This window comes from Roseibium sp., from assembly GCF_965229775.1.
GTDB lineage: Bacteria > Pseudomonadota > Alphaproteobacteria > Rhizobiales > Stappiaceae > Roseibium.
In genome coordinates this window covers 3,948,470-3,967,806 of sequence record NZ_OZ245929.1, presented here as the reverse complement: position 1 = coordinate 3,967,806, position 19,337 = coordinate 3,948,470, and the positions used below count along the sequence as shown (strand labels likewise).

Below are 19,337 nucleotides of genomic sequence, written 5' to 3'. Positions count from 1 at the left end.
TTTACAACAACGGCTGTAAAAACCACCTTCTCTGCATCGGCGAAAATGTCCTGTCCTCCGCCCCACCATTGCGGCTGTCCGAACGAGGGACCAACGATGTCTTCACGATACCTTCTTGGAGTTTCGCCGCGATCGCACCAGCCAGCCATCCTGGCCAGAACATCACGCGTTCGCAAAACCCGCGCCAATTACTGCCCCGTTCCCAACCGATTTGCAACCTGCCCGGCTCGCTGCAAACCTCACCGGCCCCAACTTGGTTTGCTTTCGTCAGCGGCCGCAGCCATTTGACGGATCGCACTCACGTTCTGATAACCCGTCCCGGTGCTTCACACAAAGTGCCGCTGCAGAGTTTTGGGTCGCATGGTTAAGACACGAAGCGACCATAAGGGCTCCAAAGGACCAGCAGATCACGAACACGCTTGCCTCGGCCGTGTCTTCCAAGAAGCGCACTTACTCGAGCCGAGCAATTACAATCTGCAGACATCGGGCAGAACAACAGGAAAAGTCAGCTACTCGCAAATGCTCGACGCGTGACACAAGCGCTTGTGCCACTGGGCTGCCGGTGGGAAGACTTGGCCGATTTCCAAGCCATTCCCGGTTCAATTGGTCGCTTTGTCGCCCACCGGCCGGTTCATGATCAGCATCTGCTTGCCCCAGACACGCAGCTCGCGCATCGACCAAAGGATCAAGGCGATAAGGATCGCGATGAACACCGCCTGTGCCAACCAGGTTTCAATTGAGCCCACAGTAACGAACAGGCCGCTTGCGGTCGCAGCGCTGTAGGCGAGTGCGGAGAGCGCAAGGGGCATCAGCAGCGGCTTCGATGGCAGCTTCTGCCGCTTGTGCAGCATCACCAGAGAAACGACGAGAGCAAGCGCTTCACCGGCAATAGCAAAACAAATGATCGTATAGGTTCCGGCACCCTGGGTGAGCGCGAACCACGCAACAGGCAATGAGAGCACACGGCATGCGTTGGCGATCATTGGGTTGGTCGTATTCGCCTTTGCTATCGCAGCGATCGACGCGCCGGCCTTGCTAATTCGCAGGCCCTGGGCGACACAAAGGATGACCAGCAAGGGCACCGCAGGTTCATATCTTGTCCCGTACAGACCATGAATCAGTAGATCGCCGAACAGAACTGCCATCAGCGCCAGGATAACACCCGAGAATAGCGCAGCTTGCGTTGCCGCCAGATACAGGTATTCAAATTTTTCAGGCTTGTTTTGCACCTTGCTCAACTGGGGCAGGAAGAACCTGTCCATCGTTTTTCCAATTACGACGGTCGGCGCCATCGCGAGCGTGAGCGCAGCAGAGAACCATCCAAGCTCTCTCATGCCGATCATGCTGCCGACCAACACCCTGTCGCCCTGGAAGATCGCGAACATCAGGATGCCATTCAGAAGAAGCGGCCAACCGAACGTAAAAGCTCGGCGCGCGACTGCTTGGTCGAACGACCAACGGTACCAACGCTTCGCCAGCACGTGCGACAATGTCGTGTAGGTCGTTTGTTGCAGCAAAAGCACCCAGAGCATGGCGCGGTAGTCTTCCAACCAGATCGACAAGGGATAGGCGGATGCCGTGGCCAACAGGACTGCCCCCATTTCGACATAGACAATGGTCTTGAACTCGAGTTTCCGCTGCAGCCGGAACATGTCGAAATGGGCAAGTCCTCTCAGCAACGGCACAATCGCAAGAAGCTGATAGGCCCATGCCACGTCCGGCACGCCGAACAGTGCAGCAATCGGTCCGGCGGCAAAGAACATGATCGCCGCGCCAACGGCGCCGCGCAATGCCTGCAACATCTGCACGCTCGCCTGAAATCGGCTGGATCCGCCGTCTGGCGTCTGCACGAGCATGCGGTCCAGGGCGAAGTTGCTCGTCATTTCGATCAAAGACATCGTGACAACAAAAGTACTTGCGATACCGAAGTCTTCGACGCTTATAAGTCGAGCGATCAAGATATTGCGAAATAGATTAACTAATGCAATGACACCGTTGCTTGCGCTTAGGGAAAGTGCTTGCTTTAACATAAATCGGTCTCTAAAACGTGTCCGGATTCGGACAGTATCTATTTGCTTGAACCCACATTATTCCATCGTTCCTTGCTCGTAAATTTTCATAATATTTCAAAGCACATAAACCGAACTCATTCAGGAGAACATGCCAGTGATCGCACGAGTCCAATCTTGTATCTTGGCTTTGTCGTTTTCGAGAAGGTTCGCACCAGACAAAAAACAGAAAATCATTAACGAAGCTGCTGCAGCCGTAGCAGGATTTGGCAATAACGATGTTTCTGTCGCCACAATTGACGATGCGACAACGATCCTTTCAAATTATCCGTCTGAAAAAATTGCCCAAAAAGGCGATCAGTGGCTGTTCTTGCACAGCAAGATGGCATTGACAACGGACGGCAGACTGCTTGATGCGAATGCGCTGTTGTCAATGGTCACGGAAAACGGTGCCGATCACCTGAATGAGCTAGAACCACCATTTGTGGCGATCACTGGAAACAAAGAGACGGCATCGGCACATTCGGATTTTTTGGGTCTCGGACAGATTTTTTCGTATCAGGGCGATGGCTGCGCCGCCGTCGGCACATCTGCATCGGCGATCGCCCGGACCTTTGCACGGCCTTTGAACCAGTTCGGTCTTTTTCAGCAGATGACAGTGGGACATCTCCTCGACAATACGACCCTGTTCGAAGATGTCGCCATGGTTCCGGCGGGATCGAGCGCGCATCTCAGTGATGGCAAGCTGTCCTTTCGGGAAAATTACGATCACTCGGCGGAACCGCAAAGCCTGAGAATTGAAGACGGAGTGGATCTCGTTCGCAAATCCGTTGAGCGTTGCGTGAACGCGCTTCCCGACGCGGGAATGGAACTGAGCGGCGGCCTGGATTCACGTGTTGTTCTGAGCGCCATTCCTGAACAACTCAGGACAGGCAGACGCGCCGTTACGATCGGCTACCCTGGCTCGCCGGACATCGAAAGCGCCAAGAAGCTCGCAGAGATTTGCGGTTTGTCCCACGAAATCGTTGATCTCACGCAATTCAACAGCGAGTCCACAGAAACGGTTTGGAATCGAAGCCGGAGGGTCGCTTACCGCGACGACTTTTCAACCAACATCTACGATCGCCTCACGATTGACTGTGTCGACGACTTCCTGCTGGAAACGTCCCGTATCGGAGGGGTCAACGGTGAGTTTGCGAGAGGTTTCTATTATGCCGCCATGCCCATTGAAAAACCGGTCACACAGGAAAGCATCAACAGACTGTTGACCTGGAGGCTGACGACAAACGATGCAGCTCCCGAAGCCGTTTTCAACCGCGACAAAAAAGAAGCATTTCAAGCGCAACTTGGTGAACTGGTGACCCGGCTTGTCGCCGATCACCAGGAGACACTCGGAAGCGCCCTCGACCGCTTTTATCTCAACCAGAGAATGCGACGCTGGGCCGGGAGCGCCATTTCCCGCGCAATGACAGACCGCGTTGTCCTCACACCCTTCTTTCATACCGACTATATCAAGTGGACCCGGGGCATCTCAGCTTCTTCGAAGAAGGATTCGGTCGCGTTGTGCCAGGTTCTGCAAGGCCTTGATACAAATCTTGCCAACATACCCCTCGACAGCGGCTTGTTGCCTGCCGCGATCGCGAGCGGCGGGTTTGCAATGAAGTTCGCGAGGTTCAGGCAGAAGGTCACGAAACTCGAGAAGAAACTGCTTCAGCGCTTTGGCGGCTCAAGGAAGCTGAATCTCGGCGGCAAAAATTTCCAGCAGAAACTGTCGTCGACAGACTTGATCGAAAGACTCGACTGGTCGGCTATCGGCGATATCGATCTGTTCGACAAAAGGACGATCGAACAGCTTAAATCGTCCGATATCAGCGGGAGCCGCACCACTGTCGGCTACTTTCTTCCGCTCAATTTTCAGCTTGAGTACTTTGACCGAAACGATGTCGAACCCAACATCACGCATATCGCTTCGCCTTGACTGTCTCTGGACAGTCGCGCTCCCCGATTGTCCGCGTTCATGCGTCAGCGCTGTTCACACTGTGACTTTCGTTGAACAGGGTTGCAAGTCCATACCCGGCATTTGGCATTCTCACACCCATTGCTCAGTGTTAACGTAAACTTCTTGAAAAATCTTGATCTTCTACGAAACAAATGCTCTTAGTTTCTCAGCAATTCTTCTGCTTTCTTAAGCGTTTTTTAGAGCATTTTACGTCGAGAAGATTCAAGTACATATCAAGCGAGATTGGTGCATGCAGACCGAGGGTCATCTCAAAGAATTCTGGCATTCATTGGAAAGTCACGGAAGCCGTATCGCCCTGATCACGTCGTCCAAAACTGTCAGTTTCGCCGAACTCGCTGCAAAGGGGGACGCCTTTTCAAAAGATCTTGCAGACCAAGCAAAGGGAAGAAAAAGGCTCCTCATTGCCTTGGTCATGTCTCCAAACATTGATGTCATTGCGGCTTACCTGGGTGCGTTACGCGCCGGGCACGTCATTTTGCTATGCGATTGCAGCATTCTCGATACCCAAAACCCGATCGCGACCCGGTTTGGTTTTGACTGTTTCATCTCGTTTTCAGAGGGCGAACTCAAGGTAGAGTTCAGTTCGCAGGGCGCGGACACTCCTGTCACGCTGCATGAAGATCTCACTCTGCTTCTGTCGACATCCGGCAGCACCGGAGAGCCGAAGCTGGTTCGCTTGTCAGCAGCTTCAGTTCAGTCCAATGCGTCGGCCATCGCTGACTACCTGGAACTCTCTGCGGACAGCCGTGCGATCACGACCCTGCCGATGTTCTATTCCTATGGAATGTCGGTTTTGCACAGCCAATTGACCGCCGGAGGCGCTCTCATTCTTACAGAGGCTTCTGTCACGGAGCCTGATTTCTGGGAAACAGCCCGCCTTCACGGAGCAACCAGCCTGGCACTTGTTCCTCATCAAGTGCAACTGATCGACCGTTCTGCCATGTCTGGCTATCCCCTGCCCGACCTTAAGTATGTCACCCAGGCAGGGGGCCGCCTTCCCGTTGAACTTGTTCGCAAAATGAATGAACTCGGTCTGCAAGGTGGTTGGAAGTTCTTCGTTATGTACGGTCAGACGGAGGCATCGCCGCGCATAGCATATGTCCCTCCTGAAGCTCTGCCCGAAGCTGCGAACGCGATAGGACGGGCAATTCCGGGCGGTCGGCTCGAGATAAGAGCCGATGACGGTTCGAACATCACGGAGCCTGGTAAGCCGGGCGAGCTCATTTATTCCGGCCCCAACGTGATGATGGGCTATGCGAGCACCGATGAGGAACTTGCACGGGGCCCAGAAACAGACTTTCTCTCTACCGGTGATCTGGCCGAGTGGACCGAGACGGGTCTTGCCCGCATCGTCGGACGGTTGAAGAGGTTCGTGAAGCTTTACGGCATGCGCGTCAGCCTTGACCAAGTCGAAACCCATCTGAATGCGCACGGCATCACGGCGTTCGCTGCTGGAAATGACGAACACCTCGTGCTGTTTGTGGACACAAAGTCGGAAGAGGCTCGTGCTGTTGAGATCGTTTCCGGTCTTATAGGTGTGCCGCCGAGCGATATCCTTGTGAGCACACTGGTTGAGCCGCCCCTGCTTCCCAGCGGAAAAGTTGACTACAAGACGCTCGACAGGATCGCAAAAGAAGAAGTTGCCCGGCAAGTGCGCGATCCGTCCTCCGACAAAATGGACCTGCGCGAAGTCATGGCACAAGCAACCCGCAGCGGCGTTGTGAAGGACCATGAAAGTTTCCAAGACCTGGGAGGCGATTCACTGGGTTACTTGCAGGTTACAATGGCGATTGAAGCGCGATTGGGCTATCTGCCGGAAGGCTGGGAAACCGTGCCGGTCGGTGAATTGATGCGAAAGAAACCGGCAGCGAAACCACGCGCCGAGATTGGGATGGACGTGATTGTAAGGATCTTGGCCATTAGCCTGATCGTGATCAATCATGCCGCGAATGGCGGCTTCAACGGTGGAACCTGGGTCCTGCTCATGGCTCTCGGCGCATCTTTCTACCGCTTTCAGGTTCCTGCGCTTGAAACGCTGTCGCCTGTACGTGTCTTGCTAAAGATGTTCTATCCTGTTCTGCCACTTTATTTTTTGATGGTATTCGCCTTACTCGCAGCCGGAAAAGATGTGCCGACTCCGATAATTACCCTCACGGCAAATCTTGGCAGTAACGACACTGCGTTTATCATTAATCTCAATTGGTTTATCAGCCTCTATGTCCAGCTTGTTATTTTCGCCGTTCTCCTGTTTTCAATCGAACCGCTCAGGCGCAGGACGCTGCAAACACCGTTTTTGGTAACGACCACTATTTTCGCCATATCTCTCGTTGGTTCGCTGATGTGGCAGGCCTGGCTCGCCGGCTGGTTTGACGGGGTTGATCACAATCTCGATAGCATTTACCGGGTTGGTAGCCCCCTCACATGCCTGCCGATGGTCGCTTTAGGCATCATGATCGCCGCAAACCAAGAGCGCGAGCGCCTCTTTTTGCTTCTCGGTGCTGTTGTTCTGAACACGCTCGTTTTCCCGACACTGTCGATCGCCCATGTCATCACCTTGCTGGTTGGCGGAGCAATGCTCGCGTCGGGTCTCGTGGTAAGAACTCCACTCTGGCTTGGGCGTGTCGCCCGTCAGATGGCAGCAACGGCACTGTTCGTTTACCTCCTGCACCCGATCGTGCTTCACTTCATGCGCTACGACAATCTGATCGAACCTGTTTTGGGCAAACCTGTCTATATATTGCTGGCACTTCTGCTTTCATTCTCGATCTCCTGGCTCGTGCTGGAGATATTCAGGTGGATGGAAGCGCTCGCACTCAAAACATCTGTCGCGAAGAAAATTCTGGTGCATCAACGATGAAGTACCGGAGCGAGATTGACGGGCTTCGTTGCCTAGCGGTCGTTCCAGTGGTTCTTTTTCACGCCGGCCTTCCCCTCTTCCCGGGCGGGTTCGCTGGAGTGGACGTTTTCTTTGTAATCTCCGGTTTCTTGATCACCACCATCATCGCAACAGAACTGCGTCAAGGCACCTTCTCAATTCTGACGTTTTACGAGAGGCGAGCCAGACGTATCTTGCCTGCGCTGACAGTGGTTGTCCTCGCGTGCGTGCCCTTCGCATTTGCGTGGATGCCACCTGAATTGTTTCGCGATTTTGGGCAGAGTGTTTTAGCCGTGAGCCTGTTTCTATCCAATGTTCTGTTTTGGCGAGAAAACAACTATTTCGCGGCAGCTGCGGAAGAAAAGCCTTTGCTGCACACTTGGAGCCTTGCAGTCGAGGAGCAGTTCTACATCCTCTTCCCTGTGATCCTAATCATTGTCTGGAGGTGGCGCCCAAGTCTTGTGATCCACACGGTTGCGCTGGTGGGAATTTCGAGCTTCATATGGTGTGTTTACTCCACGAACATTTTTCCCGAACAAGCATTCTATCTATTGCCGGCAAGAGCTTGGGAGTTATTCGTAGGAGCCTTATGCGCCCTTTGGGTGTTGCGAAACCCGACGGCTCCCAACGAAGTCCTCTCGCTTGCTGGGATCTTCATGGTGGTCTTGTCCATAGTCTTTTTGAACAAGGAACTTCCATTTCCCTCTGCCTATGCCCTTCTGCCGGTAGCGGGCACCGCACTGGTATTGCTTTTCGGTCAAGCGGGAACAATCGCAGCAAAAATTCTTGCCTGGAAACCGTTCGTCGCCATCGGTTTGATCAGCTACAGTCTTTACTTGTGGCATCAGCCACTCATGGCATTTGCAAGGATCCGGAGCATAAACCCGCCTGAAGCAACGATCATGATTGCGATGGCTGTTCTTTCCGTCATCTTAGCCTGGTTCTCATGGCGGTTCGTTGAAAGGCCGTTCAGAAAACGTGGAGGAGTGTTTCAGGCGAGATCGAGCTTGTTGGCGGCTTCCGTCGTGGTGATCTTTATTTGCGCAAGCCTTGGGGGGGCCATGCAGTCCAGATTCTTTGATACAATTAGGTTCGACGCCGAAACACTGAACCAAGTTAGGAGTTTTCCGAGCGGGGGGGCAAACAACCGCTGTTATGGCGTACCGAGTGTTGAACGGATTGCTGCCGGCGAAATGTGCAGGATTGGAGATCTCGAGGCACCGATCGCATTTTACTTGATTGGAGATAGCCATTCATCAGCGTTGACGCCTGTTCTATCAAGAGAGCTAGCAGACCAAGGGAAGGCCGCATACGTGATAACTTCCGGCTGGTGCGCGCCATTGACACGCTTTGGTACTGCAACAACGAGAAAGAACCCTGAATGCAGATCCCGAATTGAAGCTGCTTTGGCAAACATCGAAAAAACTCGATTACCGGTCGTAATGTTTGCTGAATGGGCAAACTACACGTCTGGTGGACGGTGGGGGGATTCGGGCCCGTCAGCATTCACCTTTGGGGACAATGGCAATTCGAGGATCGCGAACAATCCAAGTCAGATGGCGCAAGCACTCCAGGCCACGCTCGATCGACTATCAGAAATTGGAATCCCCATCGTGTTTGCCAAGTCAACGCCGGAGTATCAGTTTCACGTTCCTCACAAGCTAGCGATGCTGCTTCATTTAGAACTTGACCCTGCGCGTCTGGACTTGCCAATCAAAGACTATGAGCGTCGCAACGAAGAAGTAACAAGGATCTTCAGCGAAGTTGACTGGCCGAACAATCTGATCAAGATCGAAAGCGGCGAACTTTACTGTGATTCTGACAAATGTCGTCCTGTTGACGATAGCAACCGGCCGCTCTTTGCCGATTCAAATCACCTTAACAACCTGGGTTCAGAACGGCTTGTGTCAGAAATAATCGAAGCGCTCGAGCAATTTGAGCGCAGCAGCGACCCGCAAAGCTGACCACAACCGTTCGCGCAAGCCTGCCACGAACGTTTTGGCCTGCTCTTCTGAAAACTCCGCTTTTTGACGTCAAACTGTTTCCAACTGAATGATACAGACAATAAAGCGATCCAGGGGGCGCTGAAGCCCAGCATCGGCATTTTGAAAAACACTAGATAGGTCTTTCGACCGCCGAGCTTTGCCGCAAACAAGCAGTCAGCGATGCGACGTTTTTCAAGTGGTGTTCAAAGTATGGCCGCATGGAGCTTTATGGGGCAAAGCGGCTGAAAGCACTTTATGAGCGATCGCGAAACCGATGAAGCTGCCCGCAGCGTGCCTCCTTAAAGCAAGCTCCCCAAATACTTCCCGTATTCCGTCTTCCCAAACAGCTCCGCATGTTCAAGGAGCTTTTCATGATCAATCCAGCCGTTCGCGAAGGAAATCTCCTCCGGGCAGCCTGATTGCATGCCCTGCCGGACAGACAGCGTCCTGACGAAGTTTCCGGCGTCCAGCAGCGATTCGTGCGTGCCGGTGTCCAGCCAGGCAAAGCCGCGGCCCATGCGTTCCACGTTCAATGCGTCTTCGCGCAAGTAGGTATCGAGGAGCGTGACGATTTCCAGCTCGCCGCGCGGGGATGGTTTCACCTCACGTGCGCGGCGCGGGGCATCGCCATCGAGGAAGTAAAGGCCGGTGACAGCGTAGTTGGACGGCGGAACAGCGGGTTTTTCAATGATTTCTTCCGCCAGTCCAGCATCGTTGAACTTCACGACACCATACCGCTCCGGGTCCGCGACGTGATATCCGAATACGGTCCCTCCCCGCTCACGGCTGTCAGCCGCAGCAAGCACTTCCGGCAGGCCGTGACCAAAAAAGATGTTGTCGCCGAGAACCATCGTGGACGCGGCTCCATTGAGGAAATCCTCGGCAAGAATATAGGCCTGCGCCAGGCCATCCGGCGTTGGCTGAACGATATACTCGAACCGCATGCCCCATTGGCTGCCGTCCTTCAGGAGGCGTTGGAATTGCGGCTGATCCTCCGGGGTCGTGATGATCGCAACTTCCCGAATACCCGTCAGCATCAGAACGGACAGCGGATAGTAGATCATCGGCTTGTCGTAGATCGGCATCAGCTGCTTTGAAACGGCCATCGTCAGAGGGAAAAGCCGTGTGCCGGATCCTCCAGCGAGAATAATGCCTTTACGATTTGTCATGCGGTTACACCCAGTTTAGCCAAAGTCTCTGCAACACCCGCTTTCCAGTCCGGACGATCCAGCCCGACTGCAGAAAGCGACCGGCAATCCAGCCGCGAATTCAGCGGACGCCTTGCCGGCGTCGGATAGGCCGATGTCGGGATATCCTCAACGCTGACCGGCCGTCCTGCCTGTCTGAAGATTTCGCGTGCGAAATCGGCCCAGCTCACATCCGGCGCGCCGGAAAAGTGGAAGGTGCCGGCCTTCGACGGATCGTCCTTCAGAAGCCCCGCGATCTTCACGCAAGCCGCAGCGATCGCGGAGGCGGGTGTCGGTCCGCCGACCTGGTCCGCCACGATGGTCAGACGGTCGCGCGTTTCAGAAAGGCGCAGCATGGTCTTGAGGAAATTTGCGCCATGCGGGGAAAAAACCCAGCTGGTCCGCAGGATCGCACAGGTGGGGGCGATGGCCGCAATCGCAGCCTCACCCGCCAGTTTGGTGCGTCCATAGGCGCCGAGCGGCGCTGTCTCTGCGTCCGTCGGGAAGGGTTCTTCGCCGCTGCCGTCGAACACATAGTCGGTCGAGATGTGAACCAGCGGGATATCGAGACTTGCCGCGGCCTGTGCCATCATCCTGGGTGCATCCGCGTTGATCTTCAAGGCAAGCGCTTCTTCCTCTTCGGCCTTGTCAACGGCGGTATATGCAGCTGCATTGATGATCGCTTCCGGCCTGATTTCCGCAATCGTCCGGACGATGTCGGAAGGCTTCGAGAGGTCGGCTTGCGCCCTTCCCAAGAACATCGCATCCGGCAGGCGCTCCCGGAGTTCGGTTGCCACCTGACCGGAGGAACCAAAAACCAGGATCATGACTTGAGATCCGTTTTCACGCCGAGCCGTTGACCAACCCCTTTGCGATCCTGCAAGGCCCGCCACCAACTCTCGTTGGTCAGATACCACTCGACGGTTTTTTCCAGGCCTTCCTCGACGTTCACACTCGGTTTCCAGCCAAGTTCGTCACGTATGCGCGTCGGGTCGATCGCATAGCGCATGTCGTGGCCGGGCCTATCCGTCACGAAAGTGATCTGATCCGAATAGGAGCCGTCAGCCTTGGGGCGTTTTCGATCCAGCAGATCGCAAATGGTCCTCACCAGGTCGATGTTCCGGCGCTCGTTCTCACCGCCGACATTGTAGCTGCGGCCGGGAGCACCCTTCTGCAGGACCAGGAGAAGCGCATCGGCGTGATCCTCGACATAAAGCCAGTCGCGCACGTTTTCGCCCTTGCCGTAAACGGGGATCGGCTTGCCGGCGAGCGCGTTGAGAATGACAACGGGGATGAGCTTCTCGGGGAAGTGATACGGACCGTAATTGTTCGAGCAGTTGGTCAGGACAATCGGAAGCCCATAGGTTTCGTGCCATGCCCGAACGAGGTGATCAGACGCCGCCTTCGACGCCGAATAAGGACTGCGCGGATCATATGCCGTTGTCTCGGTAAACAGACCTGTCTCGCCAAGCGAGCCGAAGACTTCATCGGTCGAAATCTGGTGGAACCGGAACGATTCGGGTTTGCCGGCTTCCTGCCAATATGTCCGCGATGCCTCAAGCATGTTGAAGGTGCCGGTGATATTGGTTTCGATAAAGTCCGAGGGACCGTCGATGGACCTGTCCACGTGGCTCTCAGCGGCAAGGTGCATGACCGCGTCGGGACGGTGCTCGGCGAAAATCCGCTTCAGGGCCTGCCTGTCGCGAATATCGGCCTGCTCGAACGCATATAGAGGGCTGTCGGCAACCGGGGCGACATTGTCGAGACACGCAGCGTAGGTCAGAGCGTCTAGATTGACGACATTCAGACCGCGCTGGACGGCGAGCCGGATTACAGCCGAGCCAATGAAGCCTGCTCCGCCCGTGACAAGAATCTTCATCAATTCCCTCAATATTCAAAAGGTGTTTCAAATGCAGCAAGCGTTGGCGCGGCCGCGTCCTTTTCCGACAGAACCGGTTCGATGCCTGCCAGCGGCCAGTCAATCCCGCAACTGTCCCAACGGACAGCACCGTCGCAGTCGGGTGCATAAAAGTCGGAGCACTTGTACACGATCTCGCTATCCGGTTCGAGTGTCATGAACCCGTGCAGGAAACCGGCCGGCACGAGCAGTTGCCTGCCGTTTTCGAAACTGAGTTCCGTTCCGTACCAGTTACCGTAGGTTGGCGACCCCCGGCGTATGTCGACCGCAACATCGAAAATCCGGCCACGTCCGCACCTGACGAGTTTTGCCTGCGCATGCGGCGGGGCTTGAAAATGAAGGCCCCTCACTGTTCCCGTTGTGGCGCTCAGGGAATGATTGTCCTGCACGAACTCGATGTCGATACCGCACTCCGCAAACGCGCGCTTGCTCCAGCTTTCGGAAAAAAACCCGCGCTCGTCGCCAAACCGCCTGGGTGTAATCAACAAAACACCGGACAGGCCGGTTTGCTCGACAATCATTTCAACCTCAAAACAGACCTTCCGAAGCAAAAATGCATGCTCCTGGAGACGCTCAATCCTTGCGGGTCAACCAGATCGTATTTGGCAAGCCGCGCGACCGGCTTGAGCCAGCCGTTCAATCGACCGTCGTCGCGGCGACTATAGCCATATCGACAAAAGAAGACACAAGGTTTCTTCGATCCGTTGGATTTTTGGTAAACTTGATGAAAATCCTATTCACATCCTTCGACGGGCTTTGCTTCCCTCCCTTAGGTCGCATTGCATCACATTTGTCACAGGAAAAATGTGATGTGAGATTTGCAACGGTCACGCTCCCTTTGCGCGCAAAATTCCGATCATCCAATGACTCTCGACCGTCAAAAATTGTGCTTGACCTGTACTTGCTTCGTATTCCCGCTGCGGGCTGACGAATTCCCCTGACTACCAGCGAATGCATTCCAGTTTCATCGGAACAGCTGAGTTTGAAAATCAGCCCGTTCGTGACGTGATACTCCGTAGATCAAGAATGACAGCGCCTCAGAATTTCTTTCAATGGCAAATGATGAAGCGCTCTAGCTTTCTGATTAATCGCATGAATTTTAGTTTGCCGCTCAACCAGGAAAAAAATTGAAGTTGCATCGCGCAACGCAATCGATTAACGTTCGATTAACTAAATTTATGGGTACCACGTTTTTTTTTAGTGGTGGGCAGTTTTCTGACAATGCCTGATGCGCGCGTTTTAGCGAGCATTTGCGATAAAAAAGTATGAGTTTTGAGAATGACTGACAATGTTTATGGTTTTCATAATACGGATTTGGGTCATGCGGTCGATCCGGCTGGCTCCTCTCAGACTTCCAACACCTTGAAGCGCAGTCTGGACCTTTTCGGTGCGGTGTGCGGGCTTTTGCTTTTGACGCCGCTCTTCGTCATCCTCGCGGCTGCGATCAAGGTAACGAGCAAGGGGCCCGTCCTTTTCAAACAGAACCGCCACGGTCTCGATGGAAAGACGTTCAAGGCGTACAAGTTCAGGTCGATGTATGTTGACCAGTGCGATCAATCGGGCGTCCGGCAGACAGTCAAGGACGATCCGCGGATCACTCCGATCGGGCGTTTCCTGCGCAAGAGCAATTTCGACGAACTGCCGCAGTTGTTGAATGTGCTCAAGGGCGAGATGTCACTTGTGGGGCCACGTCCGCACGTACCAGGTATGTTGGCCAACGGCCTCCCCTACGAGCAGTTCGACCCGCGCTATCAGTTGCGCCACCGTGTGAAGCCGGGAATCACCGGCCTGGCTCAGGTCAATGGTTTTCGTGGCGAGACAAAAACCGCTCACGCAGCCTCCATGCGCCTCTACTACGACCTTAAATATATCGAGGTGCGGTCAATTTTTCTGGATGTGAAGATTATCGTGAGCACGGTAATCCAGGAGTTCTTTGGCGGAAAAGGGTACTGAGGCCGGGTGCGCCATGTTGACGTCTTGAGAGCCGAGATTGAAGTTAGAGAACGGGAGAATGAATTGGTCGTATTCTGATAGCGCCACAATGACTTGCTGTACGATCAAATATAAAACACGCTAACTTGACCACTATTTTTCGTATTTTTGGCATATTCAATTTTCCACAATCATTTAATAACAATAATTTCTTTGATTGCGGCTTGGAACAGTTAAAAATTTACGTCTTCGCTGATTAGGTTGCATCTCAGCGAGGGAGTTTTTACATATTTATTTCTTGAAAATTTTGGCTTTTTTCTTAAATTTTTGTCGAATTTTGTAAAAAATTGCACCAATTTCCTTGACCTGCCCTGCGGCAGGTTGCAAACTTGGTTGCAGAGATTCATTCAGGCGGATCTTTGAAAGGCGCTTCGATATTTGATGCAAGCCTTAGGTTTTGAAATCAATGTTCAGGGTGCAAGGCTAAAAACAATAAACACTGAACAATGCCTGGAATTCCATACTTCAGCAGCGCCTGAGAGCGTCTGCTTTATTTCAATCACTGTGTGCTTAACAGCAAAGGAAGCGTATGATGAAAAAACTACTGGTTGGCGCAATAGCACTTGCCTGCGCCTCTGGAGTTGCTCATGCAGCTCCGGTAGCCGGGTATGATAGTTTTCACTCCACCAGCGGCGACATGACGACTTTCGTGTTCGACGGACTTCCCTCGGATATCCGTGGCATAGATGGTGGCAACATTGTTGGAATTATCTTCACAGAAGGTGGCCTGACGGTTACTGCAACCGGATCGTCCGGCGGTGCCGATCGGGTGGTTCGCCAGGATCATCCGGCTCACGGTGGTCTTGGTGTAGATGGAAGCCCGAACGGCGACAACCTTGGTGTCGGTGAAATTCTTACCCTGACATTCAACAAGGCTGTGAACATCCTGGGCTTCACGCTCAACGATGGACACACGGATGCTGCTTCCGGTGCGTTCACATTCGGGCCGCTGTCTTCGACAGCAGACCTGTTTGACGGAGTAGGCACAGAAGGTGCCGGCCAAGGTGATCTGTGCGGATCATATGCCGGTTTCTGCGGCATCACCTCGATCTCACTGTCTTCGACCGGGTTCACCGGTTACCTTGAATCGATCAAAGTGTCAGCGGTACCGCTGCCGGCTCCGCTCGGTCTGCTGCTCGTTGGTGCTGCAGGCCTTGGCCTTGCCGCAAGGAAACGCCGCAGCGCATAAGCGCTTGGCCGTCGACTTTCGAAGATCAGTCATGAAACCGTGAAGGCGGTCATCGTGGCACAAGATATTCGCGGGCTGGGCAAACCAGCCCGCGTTTTTGTTGGTGTCGAGCGCCAAGTGCAATCCGGAGGTGGATTACAGAACACCCGGGTGTATCCGGATTGCCGAAAGCGCAAGGTGCTTTCCCCGGGACGTCGGTGCCAGAAGGAAAACGCTCGATGCTCACGCAGTTTGATGGCGTCGAGTTCTTAGCGCGCCAACTGGGGAGAAGGCTGGCAAAGCGAGGACGGGTCTCGACGAAGCCCGCCTGCAGGTAACTCCCGCCGCAAAACGGCATCTCCATGCGCAGAGCGCCAGCACCCGGCATGATTCAAACACCGGAGATGCCAATCCCTGCTGTTTTGCTGCGTGGACCGGAAGACTGCGGCACCCTAGATTTACACTGAATGTTTCTCACCAACGCAACAGGGCGGGAGCTGCCGGACCGCGTGCCTTTTTTGTCTAATTCAGGTTGCTTCATGATCGCAGTGAAATCATTGCTGCCGGTGCAAGTCCGCACTTACCCGGGCGGTTTGCTGCTGCTTGTGTGCTTTCTGGCGCAGTCAGCGCTGTCCGCCCCCTCTCCCGTCCTCGCGGCCTCCCGGACACCGGTGCGCGACTGGATTGCCCTCGCAGTCGAAAACGCCTGCGCCAATCCGGACAGGCCCGGGTTCGACATTCAAAACGCGCTGCCCGGCAGCTGGTTGCTGGAAGAACTGCGCCAACCATCGCCGGAAAACCCGGCTCGGGTGACGACGCGCTTCGCACTGCCGGGAGGCGACGAACTCGTTCTTGAATCGCGCCTTGCGAATGGCGTCCTGCGGCAGTTCCGTGCGTCGGTGGCGGTGCAGACCGGCCAAGCCCTCAAGCCACGCTTCCTGGCAATCGCCGATGGCAGCTGCACGGTCCGCTCGGCGCGTGAAATCCGCGATGGCGACGATCCCTGGATTTTCCTCGATCAACTGGACGGAGACCTCCAGACGCTGCGATGGACGGAAACACTGCAGGCGCCATGGCCGCAAGGTCAAGATCCCGGCGGTGTGCGCATTGGACTGGTCGATTCAGGTCTGGCCTATGACCTGCCTCTCTTCCAAGACCGGCTTGCGCGCGACCCGGACGATGTACCGCTTGGATATGACTTCTGGGATCTGGATCCTTTTCCTTACGACGGCGACACGTCGCGCGGGGCTTTTCTGCCGATCCGTCACGGAACTGCAGTCGCGTCGATCATTGCCCGCGAAGCCCCCGGCGCAGCTCTTGTTCCCTATCGCTATCCGAGACCCGACATGAGCCGAATGGAAAAGCTTGTGAAGCACGCTCTCAAAAACGATATCAAGATCCTGGCAATGCCGCTTGGCAGCCGGAAACCGGCCGACTGGGAGGCTTTTGCCGCAGCGCTCAAGGATCAGGATATCCTTGCGATCGTGTCCGCGGGAAATGACGGACGCGACATTGACGCCGATCCCGTCTATCCGGCAGGTCTCGACCTCGACAACATACTCACGGTGACGTCGGCAGACGCGTTCGGGCGCCTGGCGCGCGGCTCCAACTGGGGCGTCAAGAGCGTCGACGTGATGCTGCCCGCTGAAAACATGGACGTGATTGACTTTCGCGGTGCATCGGGCGTTGCTTCCGGCTCCAGCTATGCCGTGCCGCGTCTCGCTGCCCTCGCCGCCCGCCTGCTGGCGAAGGAACCGGATCTGACGGCGTTGCAGTTGAAAGCCAGAATCCTCGAGCGTGCGGTCCCGTCGCCGTTCCAGAAAGACAGGCTCGTGTCATCCGGGTGGATTCCCGACCCGGAAGCCGACTAATACCAACCTTCATAGATAGAAACCCATTTCATGGCATCAAACCGGTCCACTCGGTCAGGCGTGGTGCGCAGCGCGATGCCGGCGCATCGGGCAAGCGCCACAACGCAGCCGATGGCCGGTTTCATGCCACCGGAGGCCGGGTTCTTTTGCCCCAATGCCGCGTTGCGATTTGCTTGTAGTGCCGGCACTACCGCGCAAACCGCGCCTTGCCTTGTGGCAAAACAATCCCGGTGAAATGGGTTTCTATCTATGAAGGTTGGTATAACCCGTCAGCGGCGCTCCGGTCTGGGCGGCGCGGCATCAATGAAACGCCTTGCGGCCTGCGCCTGCAGGGGGTCCGCCTTCAGGAGCGCCTGGTATCCCGCCTCGGCAAGTTCAGGATCACCGCCCCAGACACCGGACTGAATGGCAAAACGCAGCGCTTGCGGATCGTCAGGCACGGCCTCCACCAACCATTGGGCGTGTTCCGTCATCTCTTCAAACCGCGCGCCCAGCTGCAGGGAAACAAGCAGGGACACTCTTGAATTGATCGAGTTGGGCACCTGTTCGACCGCCTGCCGGTGCAACGCCGCCGCCGCGTCGAACTCACCGGACTGGGCCAGCAAGCGCCCAGCTTCCAGAAGTTGGCCATGATTTGAGGACCGCGCGCAGGCTTGCGGCAGTCGATCCGCCGGTCCCGCTGCGCCTTGAGCGTCTGCCGCACCCGCGATCGCCGCGGCACAAGCGGCGAAGTTGATCCCGAGCCGGCTGGTAGTCCGCTCCGCCTCGGGATCATCGCGCAGCCGCAACAGCTCTTCGACAGCAGAAACCGGGATCGCTTCGAAGCGCTTTTCGCCCCCGCCGACGGCGATCCCTCTCAGGCGTCCGCCTTCATCCACAAGAGCGCCGCCACTCACGCCGGGCTGCATATGCGCCCTCACGTGCAGGCGACCGAGCTCCGCCCCTTCGGCCGGGAGCATGATCAGCTCGCCCGGTTCGAACACCCGGATCTCACGGCGCACCACATCCGCGCCGATCGCAAAATAAAGATCGGCCTCGCCCCATTCGGCAGCGGGTTCGAGCACCGCGCCATCGCTGGGCAAACCCTCCACTTCCAGCAAAACCAGATCCCCGACATAGGCAGAGGGCACGACATTTGCCGTCCTGGGGCCAGAAGGCGTGTGGACCGTCACCTCCCGCCGGTCCCCGACCACATGCCTGTTGGTGACAAGGAGGTCACTTGCAATCCGCGTCGCGCTCGCGGCCGGATCGAAGGAAGAGACGGGGAAAACGGCCTGGCGCTGCCGGCAGACAGGCTCTGGATGCGGACACTCCGGATCGGGCGCATCGGAAACAGTCGTGTCCGCGTCCGGCTTGACGCCGAACGACAGACTGACGGTGAGCCGATCCCCGCTCCTTTGCAGAACCACCGGAACGCTCAAAGTATCAGCGGGAAGCAGCGCCAAAGCGGTGACGGTGTCCCGGGGCGTGCGTGTCTGCCGCTCACCGATCTGCAGGATGAGATCGCCGGCCTCAATGCCCGCCGAGGCGGCAACCCCACCCGGCTGGACAAACTGCACTTCCGGCGCCGCGACCGCGGCCAGCCGCGCACGGTCGGCAAGTCCAAGACGCCAGCCCGCCGTCACGTAGTCAACCGATCCCGACGACAGCAGTGCATCCGTCACGCGAAGGAGCAACGCGTTGGAAACGGCGAAATTGACACCGATATTCGCGTCCGCTCCGGAGGCGAAAATGGCGGACACGAGACCAATCAGCCGCCCGTCCTTGTCGATCAAGGCACCGCCCGAAGTTCCCGGATTGATCGCTGCGTCCGTCTGAATGAAGTCCTCCACGGCGTTGAAGCCTGCATTGTTCACCGCCTTTGCCGAAACGACACCGCATGTGATCGAGAGACCGAGACCGAACGCGTTGCCGATCGCGCAGACAGGCTGCGCCAGGCCGGGGTCCGGACCGAATTCGATGGGCGCAAGGCCGGCGTCCACCCTGAGAAGCGCAATGTCACTTGCCGCGTCGCCGGCGATGAGCCGCGCGGGCAGGATCCGGCCGTCGGACAGGCGCACATCGATACGCTCCGCGGGTTCAACGACATGAAAGGCGGTCGCGATCACATCCGGCCGGATGACCACGCCGCTGCCTTCAGGTGCGGCCCCGGGGCGCGTACCGGCACCGCCCTGCGGCTTGCCAGGCCATAAAGGAAGAACCGAAACGACATGGCCAAACGCTTCTTCCGGCGATGCCTTTGCCGGGAGGGAGCCTGCGGCCACCATGGCCAGCAGGCCGGCGAATATCGAAAGACGGCAGATCAGTTTCAT

General features: G+C 56.0%; 12 protein-coding genes and 1 pseudogene. 7 read left to right on the top strand and 6 right to left on the bottom strand.

Annotation, left to right across the window (positions count from 1 at the left end):
• Positions 1 to 599: 599 nt before the first annotated feature.
• Positions 600 to 2,030, bottom strand: coding sequence for an oligosaccharide flippase family protein (locus tag ACO07N_RS17955; RefSeq protein WP_421982334.1), 1,431 nt, complete (start codon positions 2,028 to 2,030; stop codon positions 600 to 602).
• Positions 2,031 to 2,166: 136 nt separating this feature from the next.
• Here ACO07N_RS17955 and ACO07N_RS17950 point away from each other — a divergent pair, with 136 nt between their 5' ends.
• The 4 genes and pseudogenes from ACO07N_RS17950 to ACO07N_RS17935 all read left to right on the top strand — a co-directional run.
• Positions 2,167 to 3,987 (top strand): asparagine synthase-related protein, encoded by a 1,821-nt coding sequence (locus tag ACO07N_RS17950; protein WP_421982333.1) that lies wholly within the window; start codon positions 2,167 to 2,169, stop codon positions 3,985 to 3,987.
• Positions 3,988 to 4,258: 271 nt separating this feature from the next.
• A complete protein-coding gene (locus ACO07N_RS17945; protein ID WP_421982332.1) occupies positions 4,259 to 6,886 on the top strand; it encodes an AMP-binding protein in 2,628 nt (875 codons plus the stop codon).
• Complete coding sequence (locus tag ACO07N_RS17940; RefSeq protein ID WP_421982331.1) at positions 6,823 to 8,868, top strand: acyltransferase family protein; 2,046 nt, start codon at positions 6,823 to 6,825, stop codon at positions 8,866 to 8,868. Before ACO07N_RS17945 ends, ACO07N_RS17940 begins: the two co-directional genes overlap by 64 nt.
• Before the next feature lie 155 nt (positions 8,869 to 9,023).
• Positions 9,024 to 9,143: pseudogene (locus tag ACO07N_RS17935) on the top strand (transposase); the annotation flags it as partial.
• A gap of 45 nt (positions 9,144 to 9,188) precedes the next feature.
• On the opposite strand, the gene rfbA reads toward ACO07N_RS17935, so the two are convergent.
• The 4 genes from rfbA to rfbC are packed head-to-tail and all read right to left on the bottom strand — an operon-like array spanning position 9,189 to position 12,515.
• Positions 9,189 to 10,058 (bottom strand): glucose-1-phosphate thymidylyltransferase RfbA, encoded by an 870-nt coding sequence (rfbA, locus tag ACO07N_RS17930; protein WP_421982330.1) that lies wholly within the window; start codon positions 10,056 to 10,058, stop codon positions 9,189 to 9,191.
• Positions 10,055 to 10,903: a dTDP-4-dehydrorhamnose reductase gene (gene rfbD / locus ACO07N_RS17925; protein ID WP_421982329.1), complete on the bottom strand. Its 849-nt coding sequence runs from the start codon at positions 10,901 to 10,903 to the stop codon at positions 10,055 to 10,057. The genes rfbA and rfbD overlap by 4 nt, the downstream gene beginning before the upstream one ends.
• Positions 10,900 to 11,955 (bottom strand): dTDP-glucose 4,6-dehydratase, encoded by a 1,056-nt coding sequence (gene rfbB, locus ACO07N_RS17920; protein ID WP_421982328.1) that lies wholly within the window; start codon positions 11,953 to 11,955, stop codon positions 10,900 to 10,902. Before rfbB ends, rfbD begins: the two co-directional genes overlap by 4 nt.
• Positions 11,956 to 11,963: 8 nt before the next feature.
• The gene (rfbC, locus tag ACO07N_RS17915) at positions 11,964 to 12,515 is read right to left on the bottom strand and encodes a dTDP-4-dehydrorhamnose 3,5-epimerase (protein WP_421982327.1); all 552 of its coding nucleotides are present in this window, start codon (positions 12,513 to 12,515) and stop codon (positions 11,964 to 11,966) included.
• Positions 12,516 to 13,272: 757 nt separating this feature from the next.
• Here rfbC and ACO07N_RS17910 point away from each other — a divergent pair.
• The 3 genes from ACO07N_RS17910 to ACO07N_RS17900 all read left to right on the top strand — a co-directional run bounded on the left by ACO07N_RS17910 (position 13,273) and on the right by ACO07N_RS17900 (position 17,025).
• Positions 13,273 to 13,947, top strand: a complete 675-nt coding sequence (locus tag ACO07N_RS17910; protein ID WP_421982326.1) for an exopolysaccharide biosynthesis polyprenyl glycosylphosphotransferase — start codon at positions 13,273 to 13,275, stop codon at positions 13,945 to 13,947.
• 571 nt (positions 13,948 to 14,518) lie between these two features.
• Positions 14,519 to 15,175 carry a hypothetical protein gene (locus tag ACO07N_RS17905; protein WP_421982325.1) on the top strand — a complete coding sequence of 219 codons (657 nt, stop codon included), beginning with the start codon at positions 14,519 to 14,521 and terminating at the stop codon, positions 15,173 to 15,175.
• A gap of 518 nt (positions 15,176 to 15,693) precedes the next feature.
• Positions 15,694 to 17,025: a S8 family serine peptidase gene (locus ACO07N_RS17900; protein WP_421982324.1), complete on the top strand. Its 1,332-nt coding sequence runs from the start codon at positions 15,694 to 15,696 to the stop codon at positions 17,023 to 17,025.
• Positions 17,026 to 17,294: 269 nt separating this feature from the next.
• Here the strand turns inward: ACO07N_RS17900 and ACO07N_RS17895 are convergent, their stop codons facing one another.
• Positions 17,295 to 19,337, bottom strand: coding sequence for a trypsin-like peptidase domain-containing protein (locus ACO07N_RS17895; RefSeq protein WP_421982323.1), 2,043 nt, complete (start codon positions 19,335 to 19,337; stop codon positions 17,295 to 17,297).

Excerpts from the sequence above, each read along its gene's own strand:
- ACO07N_RS17955 (WP_421982334.1), bottom strand. The coding sequence starts at position 2,030 with ATGTTAAAGCAAGCACTTTCCCTAAGCGCAAGCAACGGTGTCATTGCA.
- ACO07N_RS17945 (WP_421982332.1), top strand. The coding sequence starts at position 4,259 with ATGCAGACCGAGGGTCATCTCAAAGAATTCTGGCATTCATTGGAAAGT.
- rfbA (WP_421982330.1), bottom strand. The coding sequence starts at position 10,058 with ATGACAAATCGTAAAGGCATTATTCTCGCTGGAGGATCCGGCACACGG.
- rfbD (WP_421982329.1), bottom strand. The coding sequence starts at position 10,903 with ATGATCCTGGTTTTTGGTTCCTCCGGTCAGGTGGCAACCGAACTCCGG.
- rfbB (WP_421982328.1), bottom strand. The coding sequence starts at position 11,955 with ATGAAGATTCTTGTCACGGGCGGAGCAGGCTTCATTGGCTCGGCTGTA.
- rfbC (WP_421982327.1), bottom strand. The coding sequence starts at position 12,515 with ATGATTGTCGAGCAAACCGGCCTGTCCGGTGTTTTGTTGATTACACCC.
- ACO07N_RS17910 (WP_421982326.1), top strand. The coding sequence starts at position 13,273 with ATGACTGACAATGTTTATGGTTTTCATAATACGGATTTGGGTCATGCG.
- ACO07N_RS17905 (WP_421982325.1), top strand. The coding sequence starts at position 14,519 with ATGAAAAAACTACTGGTTGGCGCAATAGCACTTGCCTGCGCCTCTGGA.
- ACO07N_RS17900 (WP_421982324.1), top strand. The coding sequence starts at position 15,694 with ATGATCGCAGTGAAATCATTGCTGCCGGTGCAAGTCCGCACTTACCCG.
- ACO07N_RS17895 (WP_421982323.1), bottom strand. The coding sequence starts at position 19,337 with ATGAAACTGATCTGCCGTCTTTCGATATTCGCCGGCCTGCTGGCCATG.